The following is a 22,100-nucleotide window of genomic DNA, read 5'->3' as shown; positions in this document are numbered from 1 at the left end:
CCAGCCCGGGCTGCGCCGCATGGATTGAATCGGTCAAGATGGCGCCCATGCGCCATTTATCAAGGCCCCGGCCGTGCAAACAGCGCGCACGACGCTGTTACAATGGGCTGCTGTTCCCTGCGGAAATACCCTGATGTCCAAAGCACCACAATTCGGCCTGAACGCTCCCCAAAGCGAAGCCGTCACCTACCTCGACGGCCCCTGCCTGGTGCTGGCCGGCGCCGGCTCGGGCAAGACGCGCGTGATCACGCAAAAGATCGCCCACCTGATCGAGGACCGCGGCTACGACCCGCGCACCATCGCCGCCCTGACGTTCACCAACAAGGCCGCGCTGGAAATGCAGGAGCGCATCGCCAAGTTGCTGAAACAGCCGCGCCAGGCCAAGCAGCTGACGGTGTCGACCTTCCATTCGCTGGGCGTCAAGATTCTGCGCCAGGAAGCCAACGGCGTGGGGCTGAAGGACCGCTTTTCGATCATGGACAGCGACGATTGTTTTTCGCTGGTGCAAGACCTGGCCATTACCACCGACAAGCAGATCATCCGCCAGATCCAGACCGCCATGTCGCTGTGGAAAAACGGCCTGATCGACCCGGACACGGCGCTGGCGCAAGCCAAGGACGAAGACGAAGCCAACGCGGCGCGCATCTACCGCAGCTATGTGGCGACCCTGTCGGCCTACCAGGCGGTCGACTTCGACGACCTGATCCGTTTGCCTGTGGAATTGTTCCGCAACAACGACGCCGTGCGCGACAAATGGCAGCGCCGCCTGCGCTATCTGCTGGTCGACGAATACCAGGACACCAATACCTGCCAGTACGAACTGGTGAAGCTGATGGTGACGGGCATCGGCAAGAAGCCCATGTTTACCGCCGTGGGCGACGACGACCAGGCGATCTACGCCTGGCGCGGCGCCACCGTGGAAAACCTGAAAACGCTGGAAACCGATTTTCCCGACCTGCGCGTGATCAAGCTCGAGCAGAACTACCGCTCCACCATGCGCATCCTGAACGCGGCCAACGCCGTGATCGGCAACAACCCCAAGCTGTTTGACAAGTCGCTGTGGTCCGAACACGGCCTGGGCGAGCCGATCAAGGTGCTGGGCATGCAGTCCGACGAGCAGGAAGCCGAGCAGGTCGCCATCATGATCTCGGCCGACCATTTCGAGCGCAAGAACAAGTTTTCCGATTACGCGATTTTGTACCGCGGCAACCACCAGGCGCGCATCATCGAGCAGTGCCTGCGCAAGGAGCGCATTCCGTACACGATTTCCGGTGGCCAGAGTTTTTTCGACAAGGCCGAGATCAAGGACATCATCAGTTATTTGCGCCTGCTGGCCAACGAAGACGACGATCCGGCCTTTATCCGCGCCGTCACCACGCCGCGCCGTGGCGTGGGCCAGTCGACCCTGGAAGTGCTGGGCGCGTTCTCGGGCCAGTGGCAGTGTTCGCTGTTCCAGGCCGTGTTCAAGGGCGGCATCGAAGCCAAGCTGACCGACCGCCAGCTGGGGCCGCTAAGGGACTTCTGCAACTTCATCAACGACCTCGAATCGCGCGCCAGCCGGCCCGGCGCGGCCGGCAGCGGCGACGCGGCGGCCGAAGTGCTCGACGACATGATGAAGGAAATCCATTACGAGTCCTACCTGTACGACGCTTTCGAAGAGCGGCAGGCGCAAAGCAAGTGGCAGAACGTGCTTGAATTCGTCAACTGGTTGAAGGAGCGGGGCCGCGGTGGCAAGGACCGCGATGGCGAAGAAAAAAACGTGCTGGAACTGACGCAGATGGTGGCGCTGATGACCATGCTGGAAGGCAAGGACGAAGAGCAGGACGCCGTGCGCATGTCCACTTTGCACGCGTCGAAAGGACTGGAGTTTCCACATGTGTTCCTGGTCGGCGTGGAAGAGGGCATCTTGCCGCACAAGGGTGACGCCGATGCGCCGCCCGAAACCATGGCCGCGCGCATCCAGGAGGAACGCCGTTTGATGTACGTGGGCATCACGCGCGCCCAGCGCACCTTGCAGATTACCTGGTGCAAGAAGCGCAAGCGCGCCGGCGAGCAGGTCCATTGCGACGTGTCGCGCTTTATCAAGGAAATGGAACTCGACGTGGGCGACGCCGTGCCGACCGAGTCGGAAGTGATATCACCGAAGGAACGCCTGGCGCGCATGAAGGCGCTGCTGGCCACACCAAAAAGCTGAGCCCGGGCTGGCAGGACCCTAGCCGGCGTCCGGCGTGGCCTTGGGCACGATGGCAAACTGCATGCCCAGCGCATCGAGCATTTTCAGGATGGTGTCAAAGCGCGGCTTGCTGCCTTCGCGCAAGGCTTTATACGCGCCCTCGCGCGTGATGTCGGCCCTGGCCGCCACCTTGCCCATGCCATGTGCGCGTACCACGTCGTTCATCGCCGCCTGGAACAGTTCGGCGTTGCCGGTGGCGATGATTTCGCTCATGTAGGCGGCGATGGCGTCGGGGCTGGTCAGGTGCTGGGTCGGGTCGAAACGGGGCAGGCCCAGCGCGGCCAGGTCGTCGAGGTCGAAGCTGTCGTGGTCATGGTTCATTGTTTTCGTCCTTTCCGATCGTTGACGGCGGCCTGTTTCTGCTTGCGCAGCGCCGCCTGCTTTGCCTTCAATTCGGCCCATATCTGTTTTGCTTGCGCGATATCGCGTTGTTGGCTGGCCTTGTCACCGCCGAGCAGCAGCAGGATCAAGGCGCCCAGATTGGTCTCATGAAAATACACGCGCCATCCGGGACCCCGTCTGCAAGAAGCGCAGTTCGCACACGCCGTCGCCCACCGCGCGCCAGTCGCCCTTTTTTCCATGCTGCAGGTTCTTGATGCACGCGTCGATGGCGGCCGCCGCGACATCATGTAGCTTGCCTTCCCGGCGGCGATATTGCGCCGTCTTGCAGGTAGCGATCAAACACGGTTCAATCTCGGCTGACGTATGCATTGTAATCGCTTGTTCTCATTCGTCAAGGAGTTTGCCGCATGACCAGCATAGTCAACAATATCGCCTTCGATGGCTGAGATGGCAGCGGGCTTGCGGTGGATCGCGAGGCTGGAGGGTAAAATGCGCGTTTGATGCCAGGAGTTAGCATGAGCACGATGGATAATGAACAGATGGAAAGCCGCTTTGTCGATATCGAGATCAAATTGGCGCAGCAGGAAGACCTGGTCGAGTCGCTGAACCAGATGGTGTACCAGCAGGGCCGCCGCATCGACCAGCTCGAAGCGATGCTGCACAAGCTGGGCGAACATGTGCGCGATGGCGCGCAGCAGGCCAATGGCGGCCAGGTCAACGAGCGCCCGCCGCACTATTAAGCTGACCAAGCATCAAGGGCCGTCTGATACCTGCGGTTGTTGCGGGTGACGCAAGTATGTCAGGCTGTTATTATTTCAGGCTGGCCCGCGACACAATCGCGGTTCTCTTGCGTTCTTTGAAAGATGTCATGACCCGTCCAACACTGCTCGTCATCGCCGCCAGCCTGATGCTGGCGCCAGCCGCTTTTGCCGCGACCAAGGCGCCTGCCAACGCTACCGCTGCCACTACCGTGGCCGCGGCGCTGCCTGCCAGCAATCCATTTGCCCAGCCCAGCAGCCTGCCGTTCCATTATCCCGCCTTCGACAAGGTGCAGGACGCCGACTACGCGCCTGCCTTTACGGCCGGCATGGCCCAGCACCTGGCGGAAATCAATGCCATTGCCAACAATCCGAAAGCGGCCACGTTTGACAACACCATCGTCGCCATGGAACGCGCCGGCCAGCTGCTCGGCCGCGTGCGCACCGTGTTTTCGGTGATGTCGGGCTCGAACACGAACGACACCATCCAGGCACTGGAACGCGAGCTGGCGCCAACAATGGCGGCCCATAGCGACGCGATCATGCTCAACGGCAAGCTGTACCAGCGCATCAGCACCTTGTACGCCAAGCGCGACAAGCTGGGCCTCGATGCCGAATCCAAACGCCTGCTGGAGCGCTACCACACCGATTTCGTGCGCGCCGGCGCCAGGCTGTCGGCTGCCGACAAGGACAAGCTGAAAACCTACAACGGCCAGCTGGCCGCCCTGTCGACCACCTTTGCACAGAATGTGCTGAAAGAACTCAATGCGTCGGCGGTGGTCGTCGACACGCGCGAAGAGCTCGACGGCCTGTCGCCGGCCGCCATCGAAGTGGCCGCCGGCCTGGCCAAAAAACGCGGCCTGGACGGTAAATATGTGATTGCGCTGGTCAACACCACCGGCCAGGCGCCGCTGTCGCAACTGAGCAACCGCGCCGTGCGCGAACGCATCATGGCCGCCTCCCAGGCACGCGGCAGCCATGGCGGCGAGTTCGACAACCGCCAGGTGGTGCTGGACCTGGCCAGGCTGCGCGCCGAACGCGCCGCGCTGATGGGCTACCCGAACTACGCCGCCTATTCGCTGGAAGACCAGACCGCCAAAACCACCACCGCCGTCAATGCGCTGCTGGGCGAACTGGCCAAGCCGGCCGTCACCAACGCGCGCCATGAAGCGGACGATATCCAGAAGGTGATCGACGCGGAAAAAGGCGGCTTCAAGGTTGCCGCCAGCGACTGGGCCTACTACAGCGACAAGGTACGCGCCGAACGCTACAGCTTCGACCAGAACCAGTTGAAGCCCTATTTTGAAATGAACAGCGTGCTGACGAAGGGCGTGTTCTTTGCCGCCGGCAAGTTGTACGGCCTGAGCTTCAAGCAGCGCACCGACTTGCCGGTGTATAACGCCGACATGCTGGTGTTCGACGTCTTCAACGAAGACGGCAAGCAGCTGGCCATCTTCACGCTCGACCCTTACGCGCGCAGCAACAAGCGCGGCGGCGCCTGGGCCAATGCCTATGTCAGCCAGTCGGCCCTGCTGGGCAACCAGCCGGTGATCGCCAACAACCTGAATATTCCGAAGCCGGAAGCGGGCCAGCCGACCTTGATGACGTTTGACGAAGTGACGACCATGTTCCACGAATTTGGCCATGCGCTGCACGGCATGTTTTCTAACGTGAAATATCCGCGCTTCTCGGGCACCAGCGTGCCGCGCGACTTCGTCGAATACCCGTCGCAAGTCAATGAAATGTGGGCGCTGTGGCCGGAAGTGCTGCAGAATTACGCCAAACATTATCAGACGGGCGTGGCGATTCCGGCCGAACTGCTGGCCAAGGTGACGGCGGCCGACAACTTCAACCAGGGCTACAAAACCACCGAATACCTGGCCTCGGCCCTGCTCGACCAGCGCTGGCACCAGCTGACGCCCCAGCAGATCCCGAGCGACGTGCTGGCGTTTGAAAAAACCGCCCTGACGCAGGCCGGCATCGATTTTGCGCCGGCGCCGCCGCGCTACCGCACCACGTATTTCTCGCACGTGTTCGCGGGCGGCTATTCGGCCGGCTACTACGCCTACCTGTGGTCGGAAAAGCTGGACGCCGACACGGTCGAATGGTTCAAGGAAAACGGCGGATTGACGCGCAAGAACGGCGACTGGTTCCGTGCCAAACTGCTGTCGCGCGGCGGCAGCGCCGATGCGCTGCAGATCTACCGCGATTTCCGCGGCCGCGATGCGAAGATCGAGCCGCTGCTGGAGCGCCGTGGCCTTGCCGGCAAATAAGTGCTGCTGAGCTAAAAATGGCCGCCACGTACAGGCGGCCATTTTTATTTGGCCAACCGGACAGCGTGCCGTGGTAAATCGTGCATTCGCCCCGAGGCGCCACCTTGGCGAACTGCCCTGCTATCATCTGCCACTGGTCCGCGGCACGGTCGCGGTTCTTCCCGCACTTCTGAAAGATGTCATGATCCGTCCACCACTGCTCGTCATCGCCGCCAGCGTCATGCTGGCCCACGCCGCCCCGCAAGCCATGGCCGCCGCCGCTACTGGTGCGCCGAAGAGCGCGCCCGCCGCCGCCGTCAGCGCACAGAACCCGCTGTTGAAAGCGAGCCCGCTGCCGTTCCAGATGCCGCAGTTCGGCCTGATCAAGGATGAACACTACGCGCCGGCGTTTAACGAAGGCATGAAGCGCCACCTGGCCGAAGTCAATGCGATCGCCAATAACCGCCAGGCGCCGACGTTTGAAAACACCATCGTCGCGCTGGAACGCTCGGGCCAGCTGCTGCACCGCGTGCAGAGCATTTTCAGCAACATGACCTCGACCAACACCAATGCCGCGCTCGAAGCGGTGGAAACGACGGTCTCGCCGCTGCTGGCCGCGCATGCCGACGCCATCAGCCTCAATCCGAAACTGTTTACCCGCATCGACACCCTGTACGTCAAGCGCGACAAGCTGGGCCTGGACGCCGAATCGCTGCGCCTGCTCGACCGCTACCACACCGATTTCGTGCGCGCCGGCGCCAAGCTGTCGGACGACGACAAGAACAAGCTCAAAGCCTACAACGTCGAGCAGGCCGGGCTGGAAACGGCGTTTGCGCAAAACGTGCTCAAGGAAACCAATGCCAGGGGCCTGGTGGTGGGCACCCGCGAAGAGCTGGCCGGCATGACCGACAGCGATATCGACACGGCCGCCGCCGCCGCCAAGGAGCGCGGCCTGGACGGCAAGTTCGTGATCGCCCTGGTCAACACCAGCGGCCAGCCGCCATTGGCCGTCCTGACCAACCGCGCCACACGCCAGCGCCTGATGGACGCCTCCCTGAATCGCGGCAGCCAGGGCGGTGAATTCGACAACCGCGCCATCGTGCTGAAACTGGCCAAGCTGCGCGCCGAACGCGCCACCCTGCTCGGCTACCCGAACTACGCGGCCTACGCGCTGGAAGACCAGACGGCGAAAACCACCACGGCCGTCAACACCTTGCTGTCGGAACTGGCGAAACCGGCGGTGGCCAATGCGCGCCGCGAAGCGGCCGACCTGCAGGGCCTGGTCGACGCGGAAAAAGGCGGTTTTGCCGTGGCGGCCGCCGACTGGGCCATCTATACCGACAAGCTGCGCAAGCAGCGCTTCAATTTCGATGAAAACCAGTTGAAGCCTTACCTGGAACTCGACAGCGTGCTGAACAACGGTGTGTTCTTTGCCGCCAATAAACTGTACGGCATCAGCTTCAAGCAGCGTACCGATTTGCCGGTGTATCACCCGGACGTGCGCGTATATGACGTGATCGACGCCAACGGCAAGCCGCTGGCGCTGTTCATCGCCGACTTCTATGCGCGCGGCAACAAGCACGGCGGCGCCTGGATGAATGAATATGTGTCGCAGTCCAGCTTGATGGGCACGCATCCCGTGATCGCCAATCAGCTCAACATTCCGAAGCCGCCGGCCGGCCAGCCGACCTTGCTGACGTTCGATGAAGTGACCACCATGTTCCACGAATTCGGCCATGCGCTGCACGGCATGTTCTCGAACGTGAAATACCCGCGCTTCTCGGGCACCAGCGTGCCGAGCGACTTTGTCGAATACCCGTCGCAGGTCAATGAAATGTGGGCCGTCTGGCCGGAAGTGCTGCAGAACTACGCCAAGCACTACCAGAGCGGCGCGGCGATGCCGCAGGAACTGCTCGACAAGGTGATGGCGGCGAAAAAATTCAACCAGGGTTTCATGACCACCGAATACCTGGCCGCCGCCCTGCTCGACCAGCGCTGGCACCAGCTGGCGCCGGGCCAGATACCGACCGACGTGCTGGCGTTTGAAGCGGCGTCCCTGAAAGACGCTGGCGTCGACTACGCGCCGGTGCCGCCGCGCTACCGCACCAGCTACTTCTCGCACAGTTTTTCGGGCGGCTATTCGGCGGCCTATTACGCCTACCTGTGGTCGGAAAAACTCGATGCCGAGTCGGTCAACTGGTTCAAGGAAAACGGCGGCCTGACGCGCAAGAACGGCGACTGGTTCCGCAGCAAGCTGCTGTCGCGTGGCGGCAGCGTCGACGCGCTGCAGCTGTTCCGTGATTTCCGCGGCCGCGACGCCACCGTCGAGCCGCTGCTGGAACGCCGTGGCCTGAAGACGCAATAAACATAGACGCTTGCATGGTTCCTGAGCGAACGATGCAAGCGTAACGTGCGCTCGGCGTAGAATTGAGTAATATGGAAAATGTGTAGTCGAGAGAGAATAATGAGTCAAGATTTGAATGGCGTCACCCTGGAAGTGATCGTGACGCGACTGCAAGCCCATTACGGCTGGGATGGTTTGGGCAAGCGCATCGATATCAATTGCTTTATCAGCGAGCCGAGCATCAAGTCGAGCCTGAAGTTTTTACGCAAGACCCCGTGGGCCAGGAGCAAGGTGGAGCAGCTGTACCTGGACACGCAATTTACTGACTGACAGGAAAAAACATGGAAAGCAAACTCAAGGAATCATTACACCAGCTGCGGTCCAACCTGGAATCCAGCGGCCCCGTCGATGAAGAGTTGCAGGGTTTGCTGCACAAGCTCGATGGCGATATCCGCCTGTTGCTGGAAAAGCGCGCCGCGCTCGAAGCCCAGGAAGCCCAGGAATCGCAGGAAGCAGAATCGACCACCTATGGGCTGGCCGAGCGCAGCCAGGAATTGTCGGCCAAGTTTGCGGTCAAGCATCCGAAACTGGAGCCGGCGCTGCGCGAACTCGGTGAGATTCTGGCCAATATGGGGATTTGAGGGGATCTGTCGCTACGCGATCGCAATGCGCCCCGCTGGGACGCATTGCCCCCAAGTGATTGAAACATAAACGTTTTTTGCACCAGAATCCAACAGTCAAATTCAGGCTGTCAGGTTTGAAATGGCCAATTCCGGTACAATCGGGCCAATGAACTCCCCTGTCAATTTATTTGCGACCGTTCCCAAGCGGTCTGCCCGCGCTGCCGTAGCGCCTTTCCTGCCGATGTCGCGCGCCGAGATGGATGCGCTGGGCTGGGACCAGTGCGACGTCATTCTCGTCACTGGCGACGCCTATATCGACCACCCGAGTTTCGGCATGGCCCTGGTCGGCCGCCTGCTCGAAGCGCAAGGTTACCGCGTCGGCATCATCAGCCAGCCCGACTGGCTGTCGGCCGACGCCTTCCGCATCCTCGGCAAGCCGCGCCTGTATTACGGCGTGACCGCCGGCAATATGGATTCCATGGTCAACCAGTACACGGCCGACCGCAAGATCCGTTCCGACGACGCCTACACGGCCAACGCCGAACCGAACAAGCGTCCGGACCGCGCCGTCACCGTCTACGCCCAGCGCGCGCGCGAAGCGTATCCGGATGTGCCGGTGGTGATCGGCAGCATTGAAGCATCGTTGCGCCGCATCGCCCACTACGATTACTGGTCGGACAAGGTCCGCCGTTCCGTGCTGCCCGATTCCAAGGCCGATTTGCTGATTTTCGGCAATGCCGAGCGCGCGCTGGTGGACCTGACGCACCGCCTGGCCGCCGGCGAAGCGATCAAGGATATCCGCGACCTGCGCGGCACCGCCTTCATGGTGCCGGCCGGCTGGCTGCCCGGCGACGACTGGGGCGTGCACAATTCCACCCGCGTCGACGTGCCCGGCAAGATCGATCCGCACTACAGCCCGTACGAGATGGTGCAGGAAGACAAAACCGCCTGCGCCACCGAGAACGCCTCGAAGTCGGCCGAAGTGATCAAGCCGATCCGCATCATGAGCCGCGAAGAGCGGCTGGCGATGGCCAAGGAAAAGCACGACAAGACCGTGGTGCGCCTGCCGGCCTACGATGTGGTCAAGGACGACCCGGTGATGTATGCGCACGCCTCGCGTGTGTTCCACCTGGAATCGAACCCGGGCAATGCGCGCGCCATGGTGCAGGCGCATGGCGAACGCGACGTGTGGCTCAATCCGCCGCCGCTGCCGCTGGCGATGGACGAGATGGACGGCGTGTACGACATGAACTATGCGCGCGCGCCGCACCCGAGCTATGGCAAGGCGCATATCCCGGCCTGGGAAATGATCCGCTTTTCCGTCAACATCATGCGCGGCTGCTTTGGCGGCTGCACCTTCTGCTCGATCACCGAGCACGAAGGGCGCATCATCCAGAGCCGTTCGGAGCCGTCGATCCTGCGCGAAATCGAGCATATCCGCGATAAAACCAAAGGTTTTACGGGCACCATTTCCGATATGGGCGGCCCGACCGCCAATATGTACCGGCTGGCCTGCAAGGAAAAAGAGATCGAAGTGTCGTGCCGCCGCCTGTCGTGCGTGTACCCATCGATCTGTGTCAACCTCGGTACCGACCACAGCAAGCTCATTTCCCTGTACCGCAAGGCACGCGCGATTCCGGGCATCAAGAAGGTCCTGATCAGCTCGGGCCTGCGCTACGACCTGGCCGTGCGTTCGCCCGAATACGTGAAGGAACTGGTGACCCACCACGTCGGCGGCCTGCTCAAAATCGCGCCCGAGCACACGGAAGAGGGCACTTTGTCGAAAATGATGAAGCCCGGCATCGGTGCTTACGATGAATTCAAGGAAATGTTCGACCGTTTCTCGCTCGAAGCGGGCAAGAAGCAGTACCTGATCCCGTACTTTATCGCGGCCCACCCCGGCACCACCGACCTGGACATGCTGAACCTGGCGCTGTGGCTGAAGAAAAACAACTTCAAACTGGACCAGGTGCAGACCTTCATGCCCACGCCGATGGCGATGGCCACCACCATGTATCACACGCGCAAGAATCCTTTGCGCAAGGTGACCGCCGACTCGGAAACGGTGGAAACGGCGCGCAGCGGCAAGATCCGCCGCACCCACAAGGCCTTCCTGCGCTACCAGGACCCGGCCAACTGGCCGATCCTGCGCGAAGCGCTGGTCAACATGGGCCGTGGCGACCTGATCGGCAATGGCGACAAGCATCTGATCCCGGCCTGGACCTCGTCCGAATCGGGCGGCCTGGCCGCAGGCGAGCGCAGCCGCCAGACGCATGGCGCCGGCACGCCCGACAAGTTCAAGGTCACGCCGGGCAAGAACCGGATCGCCCTGGGCGGCACGGCGGCCGCGCCGAAAGCCTCGGCGGCCGAGTCGAAAGTGCGGCCGTCGATTCTGTCGACCATCAAGACCAGGGCCAAGCCGGCCGCGGCTGCGTCTGCGCCGATGAGCCGTGGCAAGGCGCCGGCCAAGGGGGGCGCGCCGGCGCGCGGTGGTCGTCGCTAGGCGCTCGCCAGCCTGCGGTGGTTCCTCCCAAACCCGGCCTGGCGCCGTAATGCCGTTCAGTTAAGCTTCCAACGCATGCCAATGCGTAAGGCGTACAAAGGTAAAAATGGCGGGCCGGAGGCGCGCGCCCGAGAAAATGCCGATGGCGGCGTTGCAGCTCCTCGCCGACCATGCGTACTGTCTTCGTCGCTGCGCCTTGCCCTCGACATTTTTCAGCCTCGCTTGGCCCGGTGGGCCTGTGCGGGCGACTGGGGTTTTAATCCGGGTTACAGGTTTGCCGGGAGCTTGGGGACGCTAACTGAACGGCGTTAGGCCTGGCGCCGGGTTTATCTTGACATCAAGATAGTTGGTGGGCACACTCCATCTATCTTAATGCCAAGATAGTTGCCATGATTTCTACTGCCACCCGCCCCGCCTGGGGCGATATCGTGCTCACCGCGCTCGCGCCCCTGATCTGGGGTTCGACCTATATCGTCACCTCCGAACTGCTGCCGCCGGACCGTCCGTTTACGGCGGCGCTGATCCGCGTCCTGCCGGCGGGCCTGCTGCTGGTGCTGCTGATGCGGCGCCTGCCGGCGCGTAGCGAATGGCTGCGCGTGCTGATCCTGTCCGCACTCAATATCGGTGTTTTCCAGGCGCTGCTGTTTGTCGCCGCCTATCGCTTGCCCGGTGGCCTGGCGGCGGTGGTGGGCGCCATCGGGCCGCTGCTGGTGATGGGCCTGGCCTGGAGCGTGGAAGGGCGCCGTCCGGCCCGCCTGGCGCTGCCGGCCAGCGTGCTGGGCGTGGCAGGCATGGGCGTGCTGCTGTTGTCGCCGCGCACCGTCTGGGAGCCGGTTGGCATCGCCGCTGCGCTGGCGGGCACGGCCTGCATGGCCACTGGCACCTACCTGACGCGGCGCTGGCAGCCGTCACTGCCCGTGCTGGCGCTGACGGGCTGGCAACTGTTGCTGGGTGGACTGATGCTGGCGCCCGTAGCCTGGCTGGCCGACGCGCCGCTGCCCGCGCTGTCGCTGCCTCAGCTCATGGGCTATGCCTATCTGTGCCTGGCGGGCGCCTTGCTGGCTTATGGGTTGTGGTTTCGCGGTATCGCGCGCTTGTCGTCGGTGGCCGTATCGTCGCTGGGGCTGTTGAGCCCGCTGATGGCGGTGGTACTGGGCTGGGCGATCCTGGGGCAGGCCATGACGGGCTGGTCCATGCTCGGCCTGCTGATGGTGCTGGCCAGCGTGCTGGCGGTGCAGTGGGCCAGTGTGCGGCAGTCCTGACACCACTTTGCTGCACTGCACACACAGAATTGCTTGCACTGTTATGTGGCATTGAGGCACACTTCGCTACGCGCAAACGTTTGCGCGCAGCGTTTTACAAAAAAGCATTGCTCAGACGTGCTTGCCCAACCATACCCTGGAGACTGACATGACATCCCGTATTCGCCTCAAAATGATCGCCGCCGCCGCTCTCGTGTGCACCCTGCCAGCCTTGCCTGCGATGGCGCAGACGACGGCCAAACCGAAGGTCGCACTGGTGATGAAGTCGCTTGCCAACGAATTTTTCCTGACCATGGAAAACGGCGCCAAGGCGCACCAGAAAGCCAACGCCGCCAAGTACGACCTGCTGTCGAACGGCATCAAGGATGAAACCGATACCTCGAGCCAGATCAAGCTGGTCGAGCAGATGATCGTCTCGCGCGTGAACGCCCTGGTGATCGCGCCGGCCGACTCGAAAGCGCTGGTGCCGGTACTGAAGAAAGCCGTCGACGCCGGCATCCTGGTGGTCAATATCGACAACAAGCTCGACGACGCCGCCCTGAAAGAAAAAGGCATCTCGGTGCCATTCGTCGGCCCGGACAACCGCAAGGGCGCCAAGCTGGTCGGCGACTACCTGGCCAAGCAGATCAAGAAGGGCGACCAGGTCGCCATTATCGAAGGCGTGTCGACCACCTACAACGCGCAGCAGCGTACCCTGGGCTTCCAGGACGCGATGGCCAGCGCCGGCGCGAAAGTCGTCAGCGTCCAGTCGGGCCAGTGGGAAATCGCACCGGCCAACACGGTGGCCGCCGCCATGCTGAACGCCAACCCGAACATCACCGCCATCCTGGCCGGCAATGACAACATGGCCATCGGCGCCGTGTCGGCCATCAAGGCCGCCGGCAAGACCGGCAAGGTAAAAGTCGTCGGCTACGATAACATCAACGCCATCAAGCCGATGCTGGCCGACGGCCGCGTGCTGGCGACCGCCGACCAGTTCGGTTCGCAGCAAGCCGTGTTCGGTATCGAAGCCGTGTTGAAGGCCATTGCTGAGAAGAAAAAGCAGGCCGAATTGGGTGGCACCATCGAAACCAAAGTGGAACTGGTCGCCAAGGGCGCCAAGTCCTGATCGTCTGATCCCGCCGGGGCTGGCGTGTGCCGCAATGGCAGGCGCCAGCCCCGTTTGTCCTTTTACGCGGAGCTTTCATGCCTACCGACATCCCTGCGGCGTCCTCTGCCGCCACCCCTTTGCTCACGCTCGATAATATCGGCAAGTCCTATGTGGGCCCCGTGCTCGGTGGCGTGGCCCTGCGTTTCATTCCCGGCCAGGTGCTGGCGCTGACGGGCGAAAACGGCGCAGGCAAGAGCACCCTGTCGAAGATCGTCTGCGGCCTGGAGCAAGCCACCACGGGCACCATGCTGCTCGATGGCAAACCGTATCAGCCGGCCTCGCGCGGCGCCGCCGAGGCGCTCGGCATCCGCATGGTGATGCAGGAACTGAACCTGATTCCGACCCTGTCGATCGCCGAAAACCTGTACCTGAAGAATTTGCCGCAACGTTTCGGCTGGATCGACCGCGCCCGCCTCGAACGCGACGCGCGTGAACAGATGGAAAAAGTCGGCCTGGGCGCGCTCGATCCGTGGACCCTGGTGGGCGAACTGGGCATCGGCCACCAGCAGATGATTGAAATCGCGCGCAACCTGATCGGCACCTGCCGCTTGCTGGTGCTCGATGAGCCGACCGCCATGCTGACGCACCGCGAAGTCGAGCTGCTGTTCCTGCAGATTGAACGCCTGAAGGCCGAAGGCGTGGCCATCATCTATATTTCGCACCGCCTGGAAGAACTCAAGCGCGTGGCCGACCGCATCGCCGTGCTGCGCGACGGCCAGCTGGTGTGCGACGACGATATCGCCGGCCATACGGCGGCCGACCTGGTCAGCCTGATGGTGGGCCGGTCGGCCGACGACGAGATCGACCTGAGCGGGCGCACCATCGGCGCGCCGCTGCTGCGCGTACGCGGCCTGGCGCGCGGCGACGTCGTGCACCCTACCTCGTTCGACCTGCGCGCCGGCGAAATCCTCGGCATCGCCGGCCTGATCGGCTCGGGCCGCACGGAATTGCTGCGCCTGATCTTTGGCGCCGACCGCGCCGATACGGGCCAGGTGTTCCTCGGCGACAGCGAAACGCCGGCCGTGCTCGGTTCGCCCCAGGCCGCCGTGAAAGCCGGCATCGCCATGATCACCGAAGACCGCAAGGGCCAGGGCCTGCTGCTGCGCCAGTCGATCGCCATCAATACCACGCTGGCCTCGTTAGACACCGTCAACCGTGGCGGCTGGATGGACCATGCGGCCGAAGCCACGGTCGCCAACGACTATATCGGCCAGCTCGGCGTGCGTTCGCGCAACTGCGAGCAGGCCGTCGGCGAACTGTCGGGCGGCAACCAGCAAAAGGTGGTGATCGCGCGCTGGCTGTACCGCGACTGCCCCGTGATGCTGTTCGACGAGCCGACGCGCGGCATCGATATCGGCGCCAAATTCGACATCTACCAGGTGCTGGCCGAACAGGCGCGCCAGGGCAAGGGCCTGGTCATCGTGTCGAGCGACCTGCGCGAACTGATGCTGATCTGCGACCGCATCGCCGTGATGAGCGCCGGCAAGATCGTCGACACCTTCGCGCGCGGCGCCTGGAGCCAGGACGCGCTGCTGTCGGCCGCCTTCTCCGGCTACATGAACACTCCTTCCACCCCCGCCGCGGCTTGATGCCGCCGGAAAGCTATCCATGACCACACCTTCTTCCCCTTCCTACCTGCAGCGCAGCCTGGCCGACCTGAAAAACTATGCGGGCCTGATCGGCGCGCTGGTGGCCATGTGCGTGCTGTTTTCGTTTGCCAGCGAAAACTTCTTTACCCTGGCCACGCTCAGCACCCTGTCGAACAATATCCCGACCCTGGTGGTGATGGCGGTCGGCATGACGTTTATCCTGATTATCGGCGGCATCGACCTGTCGGTCGGCTCGGTGATGGCGCTGGCCGCCTCGGTGCTGTCGCTGGCGGTGGTGCACTGGGGCTGGCCGGTCTGGAGCGCGGCCATGCTGGGCATGCTGGTGGCCGGCGCCTGCGGCGCGATCACCGGCCTGATTTCCGTCGGCTGGCGCATCCCGTCGTTCATCGTTTCCCTGGGCGTGCTGGAAATGGCGCGCGGCCTGGCCTACCAGGTGACCAATTCGCGCACCGAATATATCGGCAGCGCCGTTGAAGGCATCAGCTCGCCGATCGTGTTCGGCCTGTCGCCCGCCTTTATCGCCTCGATCGCCATCGTCGTTATCGGCCACCTGGTGCTCACGCGCACCGTGCTGGGCCGTCACTGGATCGGCATCGGCACCAATGAAGAAGCGGTGCGGCTGTCCGGCATCAATCCGAAGCCGTCGAAAGTGCTGGTCTTCGCGCTGATGGGCCTGCTGGCCGGCGTGGGTGCGCTGTTCCAGGTCTCGCGCCTGGAAGCGGCCGACCCGAACGGCGGCGTCGGCATGGAACTGCAGGTGATCGCCGCCGTGGTGATTGGCGGCACCAGCCTGATGGGTGGCCGTGGTTCCGTCATCAGCACCTTTATCGGCGTGTTGATCATTTCCGTGCTGGAAGCGGGCCTGGCGCAGGTTGGCGTGTCCGAACCCGTGAAACGCATCGTCACCGGCCTGGTGATCGTCGCCGCCGTGGTGCTCGACACCTATCGCCGCCGCGGCGAACGCGCCTAAGCGCCGGCACCGGGCCTTTCATGGCGACCATCAAACAGGTGGCACAGGTGGCGGGGGTGTCGTTTACCACCGTCTCCCATGTGCTCAACAACACGCGCCCCGTCAGCGACGAGGCGCGCGCGGCCGTGCTGGCGGCGGTCGAGCAGCTGCACTACGTGCCCAGCGCGCTGGCGCGCGCGCTCAAGTGCCGCAGCACCGGCACCATCGGTCTGATCATCCCCAACAATACCAACCCGTATTTTTCGGAAGTGGCGCGCGGCATCGAAGACAGCTGCTATGCGGCCGGCTACAGCGTGATCCTGTGTAATTCCGACGACGATCCGGTCAAGCAGCGCGAGTACCTGAACGTGCTGCTGACCAAGCGCTGCGACGGGCTGATTCTGTCCGCGCTGGCCGACCGCGACGGCGAACTGCTGCATAAAATGAAGGTGCCGGCCGTGCTGCTCGACCGCGCGCCGTGCGACCTGTCGCTCGATGCGGTGGCGGTCGACAACCGCGCCGGCGGCCTGTTGGCGGCCCGGCACCTGCTGGGACTGGGCCGCCGCCGCATCGCCTGCATCGCCGGGCCGCAGGAAGTCGGCATTTCCAACGAACGCATCGACGGCGTGCGCGGCGCCCTGCACGAGGCCGGCGTGGCCTTCGACGCCGATCTGTGCCGCCACAGCGATTTTTCCAGCGCCGGCGGCTATGCGGCCGCCTTGGCCCTGCTGGGCTTGCCCGCCGAGCTACGCCCCGACGCCCTGTTTTGCTGCAATGATTTGATGGCCTTTGGCGCCCTGCGCGCCGCCGCCGAGCTGAGCATTGCCGTGCCGGAGCAGCTGGCCGTGGTCGGCTTTGACGATATCGACCTGGCCAGCTTCGTCCACCCGCCGCTCACCAGCGTGGCGCAAAATACGCGCGAACTGGGCCATATCACGGCCGCCTGCCTGCTGGCGCGCATCGCCGACCCCGCCTTGCCGCGCCAGCAGCGCAGCGTGGCGCCGGTGCTGCATGTGCGCGGCTCGTCCGGCCATACTTTGACTTCACCTTTTACTGAACTGATGGGAATGACACCATGATCGTGGTTATCGGCAGCATTAATATGGACCTGGTCTTGCGCGTGCCGCGCATGCCGCTTCCCGGCGAAACCCTGACGGGCGGCGCCTTCCGTACCATTCCTGGCGGCAAGGGCGCCAACCAGGCCGTCGCCTGCGCGCGCATGAGCGGCAAGGTCGCCGCCGGTGGCCAGCAGGTGGCCATGCTGGGCTGCGTCGGTGACGACGAGTTCGGCGCCACCTTGCGCGCCGCGCTGGTGGCCGACGGCATCATCGACAGCCATCTGACCACCGTGCCGGGCGTGGCCTCGGGCATCGCCTCGATCCTGGTCGACGACAAGGGCCAGAATAGCATCGTGCTGGCCGGCGGCGCCAACGACTGCCTGAGCCCGGCGCATATCGATGCCGCCAAAGAACTCATTGAACAGTCCGACATCGTCGTGCTGCAGCTGGAAGTGCCGATGGACACTGTGGTGCACGCCATCAGGCTGGCGCGCTCGCTGGGCAAGACCGTGGTGCTGAACCCGGCCCCGGCCGCCCGTGTGCCGGCCGACGTGCTGGCGCTGGTCGACTATCTGATCCCGAACGAAATCGAGGCGGCCATGCTGGCCGGCGCCGAGGTCGACGCGAACGATGTGAAAGCGCTGGCCAGCGCGCTGCGGGCGCAGGGCAGCGACAACATCATCATCACGCTCGGTGCCAAGGGCGTGCATGCGGCCCTGTACGGCGGTGATCACGACTTCCCGGCGCAGGCTGTGCAGGCGGTCGACACCACGGCCGCCGGCGACACCTTTATCGGCGGTTTCGTGGCCGGCCTGGCGTCGGGCCTGGACGAAGCCGAAGCGATCGCGCAAGGCCAGCGCGCGGCCGCCTGGAGCGTCACCAAGCCCGGTGCGCAAACCTCGATTCCCCATCTGCACGAACTGTATTAATTGACCCCATGAAAAAATCACCGCTGCTCAATATCGCCCTGTCGCAACTGGTCGCCTCGCTGGGCCATGGCGACATGGTCGTCATCGGCGACGCCGGCCTGCCGTCGCAGCCCGGCGTGCCGCTGATCGACCTGGCGCTCACGCATGGCATCCCCGGCTTTATCGACACCGTCACCACGGTGCTGAGCGAAATGCAGGTCGAGCACCATTTCCTGGCCACCGAACTGCCGCATCACAACCCGGCGATCGCCGCGCAAGTGGCGGCGCTGGGCCTGCCGGACGCGCGCCGGCTGTCGCATGAAGAGTTCAAGCAGCTGAGCAAGCGCGCGCGCGCCATCGTGCGCACCGGCGAATGCAGCCCCTACGCCAATGTGATCCTGGTCGCCGGCGTGGTGTTCTGACCATCATCACCGTCCTGCCTTCCTGAAGTGCCCGCCGCCAGCTCCTGGCGGCGCCGCTCCCCTTGAAACACGCGCCTCCCGCCGCCAGCTGATGCCTGGCCAGCGGGACGCCGTGCGTTGCCGTTCCCGGCTTATACTCGTCTGGCACGATCTCCATCGATACTTCCATCCACTGACCTAAAGAGGTGCATACATGGGCATTTTTACCAACATCTACAACAAGATTTTTCATCATGGCGAGGACGCCAAAGCGGCTGCGCCTGCAGCCCCGGCGGCTCCGGCCGCACCGGCGCCATCTGCGGCAGCGCCTGCTCCCGCGGCCGCGCCGGCAGCCCCGGCACCAGCCGTCGACGTCGAAGCCGTGCTGACCAGCCTGGCTGAAAAAAATCCGGAAAAACTCAACTGGCGCACCTCCATCGTCGACCTGCTGAAACTGTTGCAACTCGACAGCAGCCTGGCTTCGCGCAAGGAACTGGCGCAGGAACTGCATTTCACGGGCGACACCAATGATTCGGCCAGCATGAACATCTGGCTGCACCGCCAGGTGATGGTCAAACTGGCCGAAAACGGCGGCAAAGTGCCGGACGCGCTGAAGAACTGATCGCTGTTCAATCTACCTGCAAGCCCCCATGATGGGGCTTGCATCACGTCACGATAGTCAAAACTAATTGAATATATTGTGACAATCAATTTTGAGTATGAGACAAAACCCTTTACACTAGGGTCTTACTGATTCACCACACGAGAGGAAATGACCATGTCGCTCATCAATACCCAAGTTAAACCATTCAAGGCAACCGCATACCACAACGGCAAATTCGTCGACCTGACGGAAGAGTCCCTGAAAGGCAAGTGGTCGATCTTCATGTTCTACCCGGCCGATTTCACCTTTGTTTGCCCAACCGAACTGGAAGACCTGGCCGATCACCACGCCACGTTCCAGCAAATGGGCGTCGAAGTGTATGGCGTTTCGACCGATTCGCACTTTGCGCACAAGGCATGGCACGACACCTCGGACGCGATCAAGAAAGTGCAATACGCACTGATCGGCGACCCGACCGGCACCCTGTCGCGCAATTTCGAAGTCATGATCGAAGAAGAAGGCATGGCACTGCGCGGTACTTTCGTCATCAATCCTGACGGCTTCATCAAAGTGCTGGAAGTGCATGACAACGGCATCGGCCGTGACGCATCGGAACTGCTGCGCAAAGTGAAGGCTGCACAATACGTCGCCGCTCACCCAGGCGAAGTGTGCCCAGCCAAATGGACCGAAGGCGCATCGACGCTGACCCCGTCGCTGGACCTGGTCGGCAAGATCTAAGCTTCAATGCACGACGCAGCAAACAAGTAGTTACCGCGATGCCGGACCGGGCGTCCGGCCCGGCATACGCCTAAATATTTGTAAAAGGAAAAAGAATCATGTTAGACGCTACCCTCAAAACCCAACTGAAATCCTACCTGGAAAAAGTGGTGTATCCGCTTGAGCTGGTCGCATCTCTCGATGACAGCGCCAAGGCCCGCGAGATGAAAGAATTGCTCCAGGAAATAGTCCTGTTGAGCGACAAGATCACGCTGGTCGAGCGCATTGACGCTGGCGTACGCGCGCCGTCGTTCAGCATCAACCGTGCCGGCACCGATATCGGCGTGCGTTTCGCCGGTGTGCCGATGGGCCATGAATTCACCTCGCTGGTGCTGGCCTTGCTGCAAGTGGGCGGCCACACCATCAAGTTCGACGAGGCCGTGATCGAGCAGATCCGCAACCTCGACGGCGATTTCGAATTTGAAACCTTTATTTCGCTGTCCTGCCATAACTGCCCGGAAGTGGTGCAGGCACTGAACGCCATGTCGGTGATCAACCCGCGCATCAAGGTCACCACCATCGATGGCGGCGTGTTCCCGAAAGAAGTCGAAGCGCGCCAGATCATGGCCGTGCCGATGATGTTCCTCAATGGCCAGCATTTCGGCCAGGGCCGCACCAATGTCGAGGAAATCCTCGCCAAGCTCGACACCAACGCCGGCGTACGCCAGGCAGCGGCCTTGAGCAAGAAAGACGTGTTTGACGTGCTGATCGTCGGCGGCGGTCCTGCCGGCGCGGCAGCGGCCATCTACGCCGCCCGCAAAGGCATCAATACCGGTGTGCTGGCCGAGCGTTTCGGCGGCCAGACCCTCGACACCATGGCCATCGAGAACTTTATCTCGGTCAAGGAAACCGACGGCCCGAAATTTGCCACGGCGCTGGAACAGCACGTCAAGACCTATGACGTCGACATCATGAATACCCAGCGCGCCGCCAAACTGACGCCAGGCAAATTGATCGAGATCGAAACGGCCGGTGGCGCCGTGCTGAAAGCCAAGACCGTCATTTTGGCGACCGGCGCCCGCTGGAGGGAAATCAACGTGCCGGGCGAGAAGGAATACCGCAACAAGGGCGTGGCTTACTGCCCGCACTGCGATGGCCCGCTGTTCAAGGGCAAGCGCGTGGCCGTGATTGGCGGCGGCAACTCGGGCGTGGAGGCGGCGATCGACCTGGCCGGCCTGGTCAAGCACGTGACCCTGATCGAGTTCGGCGCGGAACTGCGCGCCGATGCGGTGCTGCAACGCAAGCTGCACAGCCTGCCTAACGTGACGGTGATCGTCTCGGCCCAAACCACCGAAGTGCACGGCGACGGCCAGATCGTCAACGGTCTGTCGTACAACGACCGCGTGTCAGGTGTAGCGAAAAAAATCGACCTGGAAGGCGTGTTCGTGCAGATCGGCCTGGTGCCGAACACCGAATGGCTGAAAGGTACCCTGGCCTTGTCGCGCCACGGCGAGATCGAAGTCGACGCCCGTGGCCAGACCTCGATTCCGGGTGTGTTCGCAGCCGGCGACGTCACCACCGTGCCGTACAAGCAGATCATCATCGCCACCGGCGAAGGCGCCAAGGCAGCACTGTCCGCCTTTGACCACCTGATCCGTTCGGGCGACGAGGAAGTGGTGGAAGAGTCTGCCTCGAAAGAAGCGATGACCGCATAAGCGTTCGCGGCATCAAAAAAACCGGAACCGCCGCCAGGCGGTTCCGGTTTTTTCATGTCCGCTCGCGGCGAGGGAATCAGGGCCAGCGCTGGAGCAGTGCATTTGCCGATCTGAAATGGGAAAAGCCCTTCGGTTCAGAGAACCAAAGGGCTTTTCTTTTATTGGCGGAGCGGACGGGACTCGAACCCGCGACCCCCGACGTGACAGGCCGGTATTCTAACCAACTGAACTACCACTCCAAGCTCGTATGATCTGTGTTGCTGATCCATGAAGCACTGGACAGTTTTCCGATTTGGTGGGTGCTGAGAGGCTCGAACTCCCGACCTACGCCTTGTAAGGGCGCCGCTCTACCAACTGAGCTAAGCACCCGCATACCCAGAAAACTATCCCGACGTTTGTCACCACGTCTGGAAGAGGCACTATTATAGAGGGCAGTTTCCCGCTTGTGCAACTAAAAATGCAAAATTTTTTGGCTATGTCACCATCAAATGTGGGAACGTCCCCAAAGTGGCCCTGAGCAAGCTTTCGGGCGACAATATTCTTTTGGCGTCGAGTATCCAGCGCCAGCCCAGGTAGTTGGGCAGGTAGCGCGTGGCCACGCCATGAAACGCGCGCAGCCAGCCACGCAGCCGGCTGTGATAGGCGTTGACGTTCTGCACATGCACCGTGCC

20 protein-coding genes, 2 tRNA genes and 1 pseudogene are annotated in these 22,100 nt (G+C 62.7%); 17 read left to right on the top strand and 6 right to left on the bottom strand.

All coding sequences use genetic code 11. From position 1 onward, the window contains the following. Positions 1-133 precede the first annotated feature (133 nt). Positions 134-2,194, top strand: coding sequence for a UvrD-helicase domain-containing protein (locus ASR47_RS04425; protein ID WP_065306550.1), 2,061 nt, complete (start codon positions 134-136; stop codon positions 2,192-2,194). Between the two features lie 18 nt (positions 2,195-2,212). On the opposite strand, the gene ASR47_RS04420 is transcribed toward ASR47_RS04425, so the two are convergent. The 3 genes from ASR47_RS04420 to ASR47_RS04410 are packed head-to-tail and all read right to left on the bottom strand — an operon-like array spanning position 2,213 to position 2,914. Then, positions 2,213-2,554, bottom strand: coding sequence for an addiction module antidote protein (locus tag ASR47_RS04420; RefSeq protein ID WP_065306549.1), 342 nt, complete (start codon positions 2,552-2,554; stop codon positions 2,213-2,215). Further along, positions 2,551-2,703, bottom strand: coding sequence for a type II toxin-antitoxin system RelE/ParE family toxin (locus ASR47_RS27355; protein ID WP_171898890.1), 153 nt, complete (start codon positions 2,701-2,703; stop codon positions 2,551-2,553). Before ASR47_RS27355 ends, ASR47_RS04420 begins: the two co-directional genes overlap by 4 nt. Positions 2,704-2,719: 16 nt before the next feature. Next, positions 2,720-2,914 carry a hypothetical protein gene (locus ASR47_RS04410; RefSeq protein WP_065306547.1) on the bottom strand — a complete coding sequence of 65 codons (195 nt, stop codon included), beginning with the start codon at positions 2,912-2,914 and terminating at the stop codon, positions 2,720-2,722. A gap of 185 nt (positions 2,915-3,099) precedes the next feature. Between ASR47_RS04410 and ASR47_RS04405 the strand changes: the two genes are divergently transcribed. The 16 genes from ASR47_RS04405 (at position 3,100) to ahpF (ending at position 21,429) form a co-directional block, all read left to right on the top strand. Next, positions 3,100-3,315 (top strand): SlyX family protein, encoded by a 216-nt coding sequence (locus tag ASR47_RS04405; RefSeq protein ID WP_094442476.1) that lies wholly within the window; start codon positions 3,100-3,102, stop codon positions 3,313-3,315. Positions 3,316-3,443: 128 nt separating this feature from the next. Continuing rightward, on the top strand, positions 3,444-5,606 hold the full coding sequence (locus tag ASR47_RS04400) for a M3 family metallopeptidase (protein ID WP_065306599.1): 2,163 nt from the start codon (positions 3,444-3,446) through the stop codon (positions 5,604-5,606). A 181-nt stretch (positions 5,607-5,787) separates the two neighbouring features. Next, positions 5,788-7,950, top strand: coding sequence for a M3 family metallopeptidase (locus tag ASR47_RS04395; RefSeq protein ID WP_065306545.1), 2,163 nt, complete (start codon positions 5,788-5,790; stop codon positions 7,948-7,950). Between the two features lie 99 nt (positions 7,951-8,049). After that, positions 8,050-8,259 (top strand): VF530 family protein, encoded by a 210-nt coding sequence (locus tag ASR47_RS04390; RefSeq protein ID WP_065306544.1) that lies wholly within the window; start codon positions 8,050-8,052, stop codon positions 8,257-8,259. An 11-nt stretch (positions 8,260-8,270) separates the two neighbouring features. Beyond that, positions 8,271-8,570: a DUF4404 family protein gene (locus ASR47_RS04385; RefSeq protein WP_065306543.1), complete on the top strand. Its 300-nt coding sequence runs from the start codon at positions 8,271-8,273 to the stop codon at positions 8,568-8,570. A gap of 223 nt (positions 8,571-8,793) precedes the next feature. Beyond that, positions 8,794-11,055, top strand: a complete 2,262-nt coding sequence (locus tag ASR47_RS04380; RefSeq protein WP_065306542.1) for a YgiQ family radical SAM protein — start codon at positions 8,794-8,796, stop codon at positions 11,053-11,055. A 389-nt stretch (positions 11,056-11,444) separates the two neighbouring features. Further along, positions 11,445-12,317 (top strand): EamA family transporter, encoded by an 873-nt coding sequence (locus tag ASR47_RS04375; RefSeq protein WP_065306541.1) that lies wholly within the window; start codon positions 11,445-11,447, stop codon positions 12,315-12,317. A 148-nt stretch (positions 12,318-12,465) separates the two neighbouring features. Beyond that, complete coding sequence (locus ASR47_RS04370) at positions 12,466-13,425, top strand: sugar ABC transporter substrate-binding protein (RefSeq protein WP_065306540.1); 960 nt, start codon at positions 12,466-12,468, stop codon at positions 13,423-13,425. Positions 13,426-13,502: 77 nt separating this feature from the next. After that, positions 13,503-15,056: a sugar ABC transporter ATP-binding protein gene (locus ASR47_RS04365; RefSeq protein ID WP_065306539.1), complete on the top strand. Its 1,554-nt coding sequence runs from the start codon at positions 13,503-13,505 to the stop codon at positions 15,054-15,056. Positions 15,057-15,075: 19 nt separating this feature from the next. Further along, positions 15,076-16,047 carry an ABC transporter permease gene (locus ASR47_RS04360; protein ID WP_065306538.1) on the top strand — a complete coding sequence of 324 codons (972 nt, stop codon included), beginning with the start codon at positions 15,076-15,078 and terminating at the stop codon, positions 16,045-16,047. Positions 16,048-16,067: 20 nt separating this feature from the next. Beyond that, positions 16,068-17,105, top strand: coding sequence for a LacI family DNA-binding transcriptional regulator (locus tag ASR47_RS04355; RefSeq protein WP_065306537.1), 1,038 nt, complete (start codon positions 16,068-16,070; stop codon positions 17,103-17,105). Beyond that, on the top strand, positions 17,102-18,013 hold the full coding sequence (gene rbsK / locus ASR47_RS04350; RefSeq protein ID WP_065306536.1) for a ribokinase: 912 nt from the start codon (positions 17,102-17,104) through the stop codon (positions 18,011-18,013). Before ASR47_RS04355 ends, rbsK begins: the two co-directional genes overlap by 4 nt. Positions 18,014-18,021: 8 nt before the next feature. Then, the gene (rbsD, locus tag ASR47_RS04345; RefSeq protein WP_065306535.1) at positions 18,022-18,414 is read left to right on the top strand and encodes a D-ribose pyranase; all 393 of its coding nucleotides are present in this window, start codon (positions 18,022-18,024) and stop codon (positions 18,412-18,414) included. Positions 18,415-18,607: 193 nt separating this feature from the next. Beyond that, positions 18,608-19,015 carry a DUF3597 domain-containing protein gene (locus tag ASR47_RS04340; RefSeq protein WP_065306534.1) on the top strand — a complete coding sequence of 136 codons (408 nt, stop codon included), beginning with the start codon at positions 18,608-18,610 and terminating at the stop codon, positions 19,013-19,015. Positions 19,016-19,171: 156 nt separating this feature from the next. Further along, the gene (ahpC, locus tag ASR47_RS04335; protein ID WP_065306533.1) at positions 19,172-19,735 is read left to right on the top strand and encodes an alkyl hydroperoxide reductase subunit C; all 564 of its coding nucleotides are present in this window, start codon (positions 19,172-19,174) and stop codon (positions 19,733-19,735) included. A gap of 98 nt (positions 19,736-19,833) precedes the next feature. Beyond that, positions 19,834-21,429 (top strand): alkyl hydroperoxide reductase subunit F, encoded by a 1,596-nt coding sequence (gene ahpF, locus ASR47_RS04330; protein ID WP_065306532.1) that lies wholly within the window; start codon positions 19,834-19,836, stop codon positions 21,427-21,429. 162 nt (positions 21,430-21,591) lie between these two features. On the opposite strand, the gene ASR47_RS04325 is transcribed toward ahpF, so the two are convergent. From ASR47_RS04325 to ASR47_RS04315, 3 genes and pseudogenes are all read right to left on the bottom strand, one after another. After that, positions 21,592-21,668, bottom strand: a tRNA-Asp gene (locus tag ASR47_RS04325). A gap of 54 nt (positions 21,669-21,722) precedes the next feature. Beyond that, positions 21,723-21,798: transfer RNA gene (locus ASR47_RS04320), tRNA-Val, on the bottom strand. 104 nt (positions 21,799-21,902) lie between these two features. After that, a pseudogene (locus ASR47_RS04315) lies at positions 21,903-22,100 on the bottom strand (IS1595-like element ISJsp4 family transposase); the annotation flags it as partial.

It is taken from the genome of Janthinobacterium psychrotolerans, from assembly GCF_001677885.1.
Lineage (GTDB): Bacteria > Pseudomonadota > Gammaproteobacteria > Burkholderiales > Burkholderiaceae_D > Janthinobacterium > Janthinobacterium psychrotolerans.
The sequence above is the reverse complement of the archived record's forward strand: the minus strand, read 5'-3'. Positions and strand labels throughout refer to the sequence as shown.

Bases quoted from the DNA above. Each gene is read 5' to 3' on its own strand.
- ASR47_RS04425 (WP_065306550.1), top strand. From the start codon at position 134: ATGTCCAAAGCACCACAATTCGGCCTGAACGCTCCCCAAAGCGAAGCC.
- ASR47_RS04420 (WP_065306549.1), bottom strand. From the start codon at position 2,554: ATGAACCATGACCACGACAGCTTCGACCTCGACGACCTGGCCGCGCTG.
- ASR47_RS04405 (WP_094442476.1), top strand. From the start codon at position 3,100: ATGGATAATGAACAGATGGAAAGCCGCTTTGTCGATATCGAGATCAAA.
- ASR47_RS04400 (WP_065306599.1), top strand. From the start codon at position 3,444: ATGACCCGTCCAACACTGCTCGTCATCGCCGCCAGCCTGATGCTGGCG.
- ASR47_RS04395 (WP_065306545.1), top strand. From the start codon at position 5,788: ATGATCCGTCCACCACTGCTCGTCATCGCCGCCAGCGTCATGCTGGCC.
- ASR47_RS04390 (WP_065306544.1), top strand. From the start codon at position 8,050: ATGAGTCAAGATTTGAATGGCGTCACCCTGGAAGTGATCGTGACGCGA.
- ASR47_RS04385 (WP_065306543.1), top strand. From the start codon at position 8,271: ATGGAAAGCAAACTCAAGGAATCATTACACCAGCTGCGGTCCAACCTG.
- ASR47_RS04380 (WP_065306542.1), top strand. From the start codon at position 8,794: ATGTCGCGCGCCGAGATGGATGCGCTGGGCTGGGACCAGTGCGACGTC.
- ASR47_RS04375 (WP_065306541.1), top strand. From the start codon at position 11,445: ATGATTTCTACTGCCACCCGCCCCGCCTGGGGCGATATCGTGCTCACC.
- ASR47_RS04370 (WP_065306540.1), top strand. From the start codon at position 12,466: ATGACATCCCGTATTCGCCTCAAAATGATCGCCGCCGCCGCTCTCGTG.
- ASR47_RS04365 (WP_065306539.1), top strand. From the start codon at position 13,503: ATGCCTACCGACATCCCTGCGGCGTCCTCTGCCGCCACCCCTTTGCTC.
- ASR47_RS04360 (WP_065306538.1), top strand. From the start codon at position 15,076: ATGACCACACCTTCTTCCCCTTCCTACCTGCAGCGCAGCCTGGCCGAC.
- ASR47_RS04355 (WP_065306537.1), top strand. From the start codon at position 16,068: ATGGCGACCATCAAACAGGTGGCACAGGTGGCGGGGGTGTCGTTTACC.
- rbsK (WP_065306536.1), top strand. From the start codon at position 17,102: ATGATCGTGGTTATCGGCAGCATTAATATGGACCTGGTCTTGCGCGTG.
- rbsD (WP_065306535.1), top strand. From the start codon at position 18,022: ATGAAAAAATCACCGCTGCTCAATATCGCCCTGTCGCAACTGGTCGCC.
- ASR47_RS04340 (WP_065306534.1), top strand. From the start codon at position 18,608: ATGGGCATTTTTACCAACATCTACAACAAGATTTTTCATCATGGCGAG.
- ahpC (WP_065306533.1), top strand. From the start codon at position 19,172: ATGTCGCTCATCAATACCCAAGTTAAACCATTCAAGGCAACCGCATAC.
- ahpF (WP_065306532.1), top strand. From the start codon at position 19,834: ATGTTAGACGCTACCCTCAAAACCCAACTGAAATCCTACCTGGAAAAA.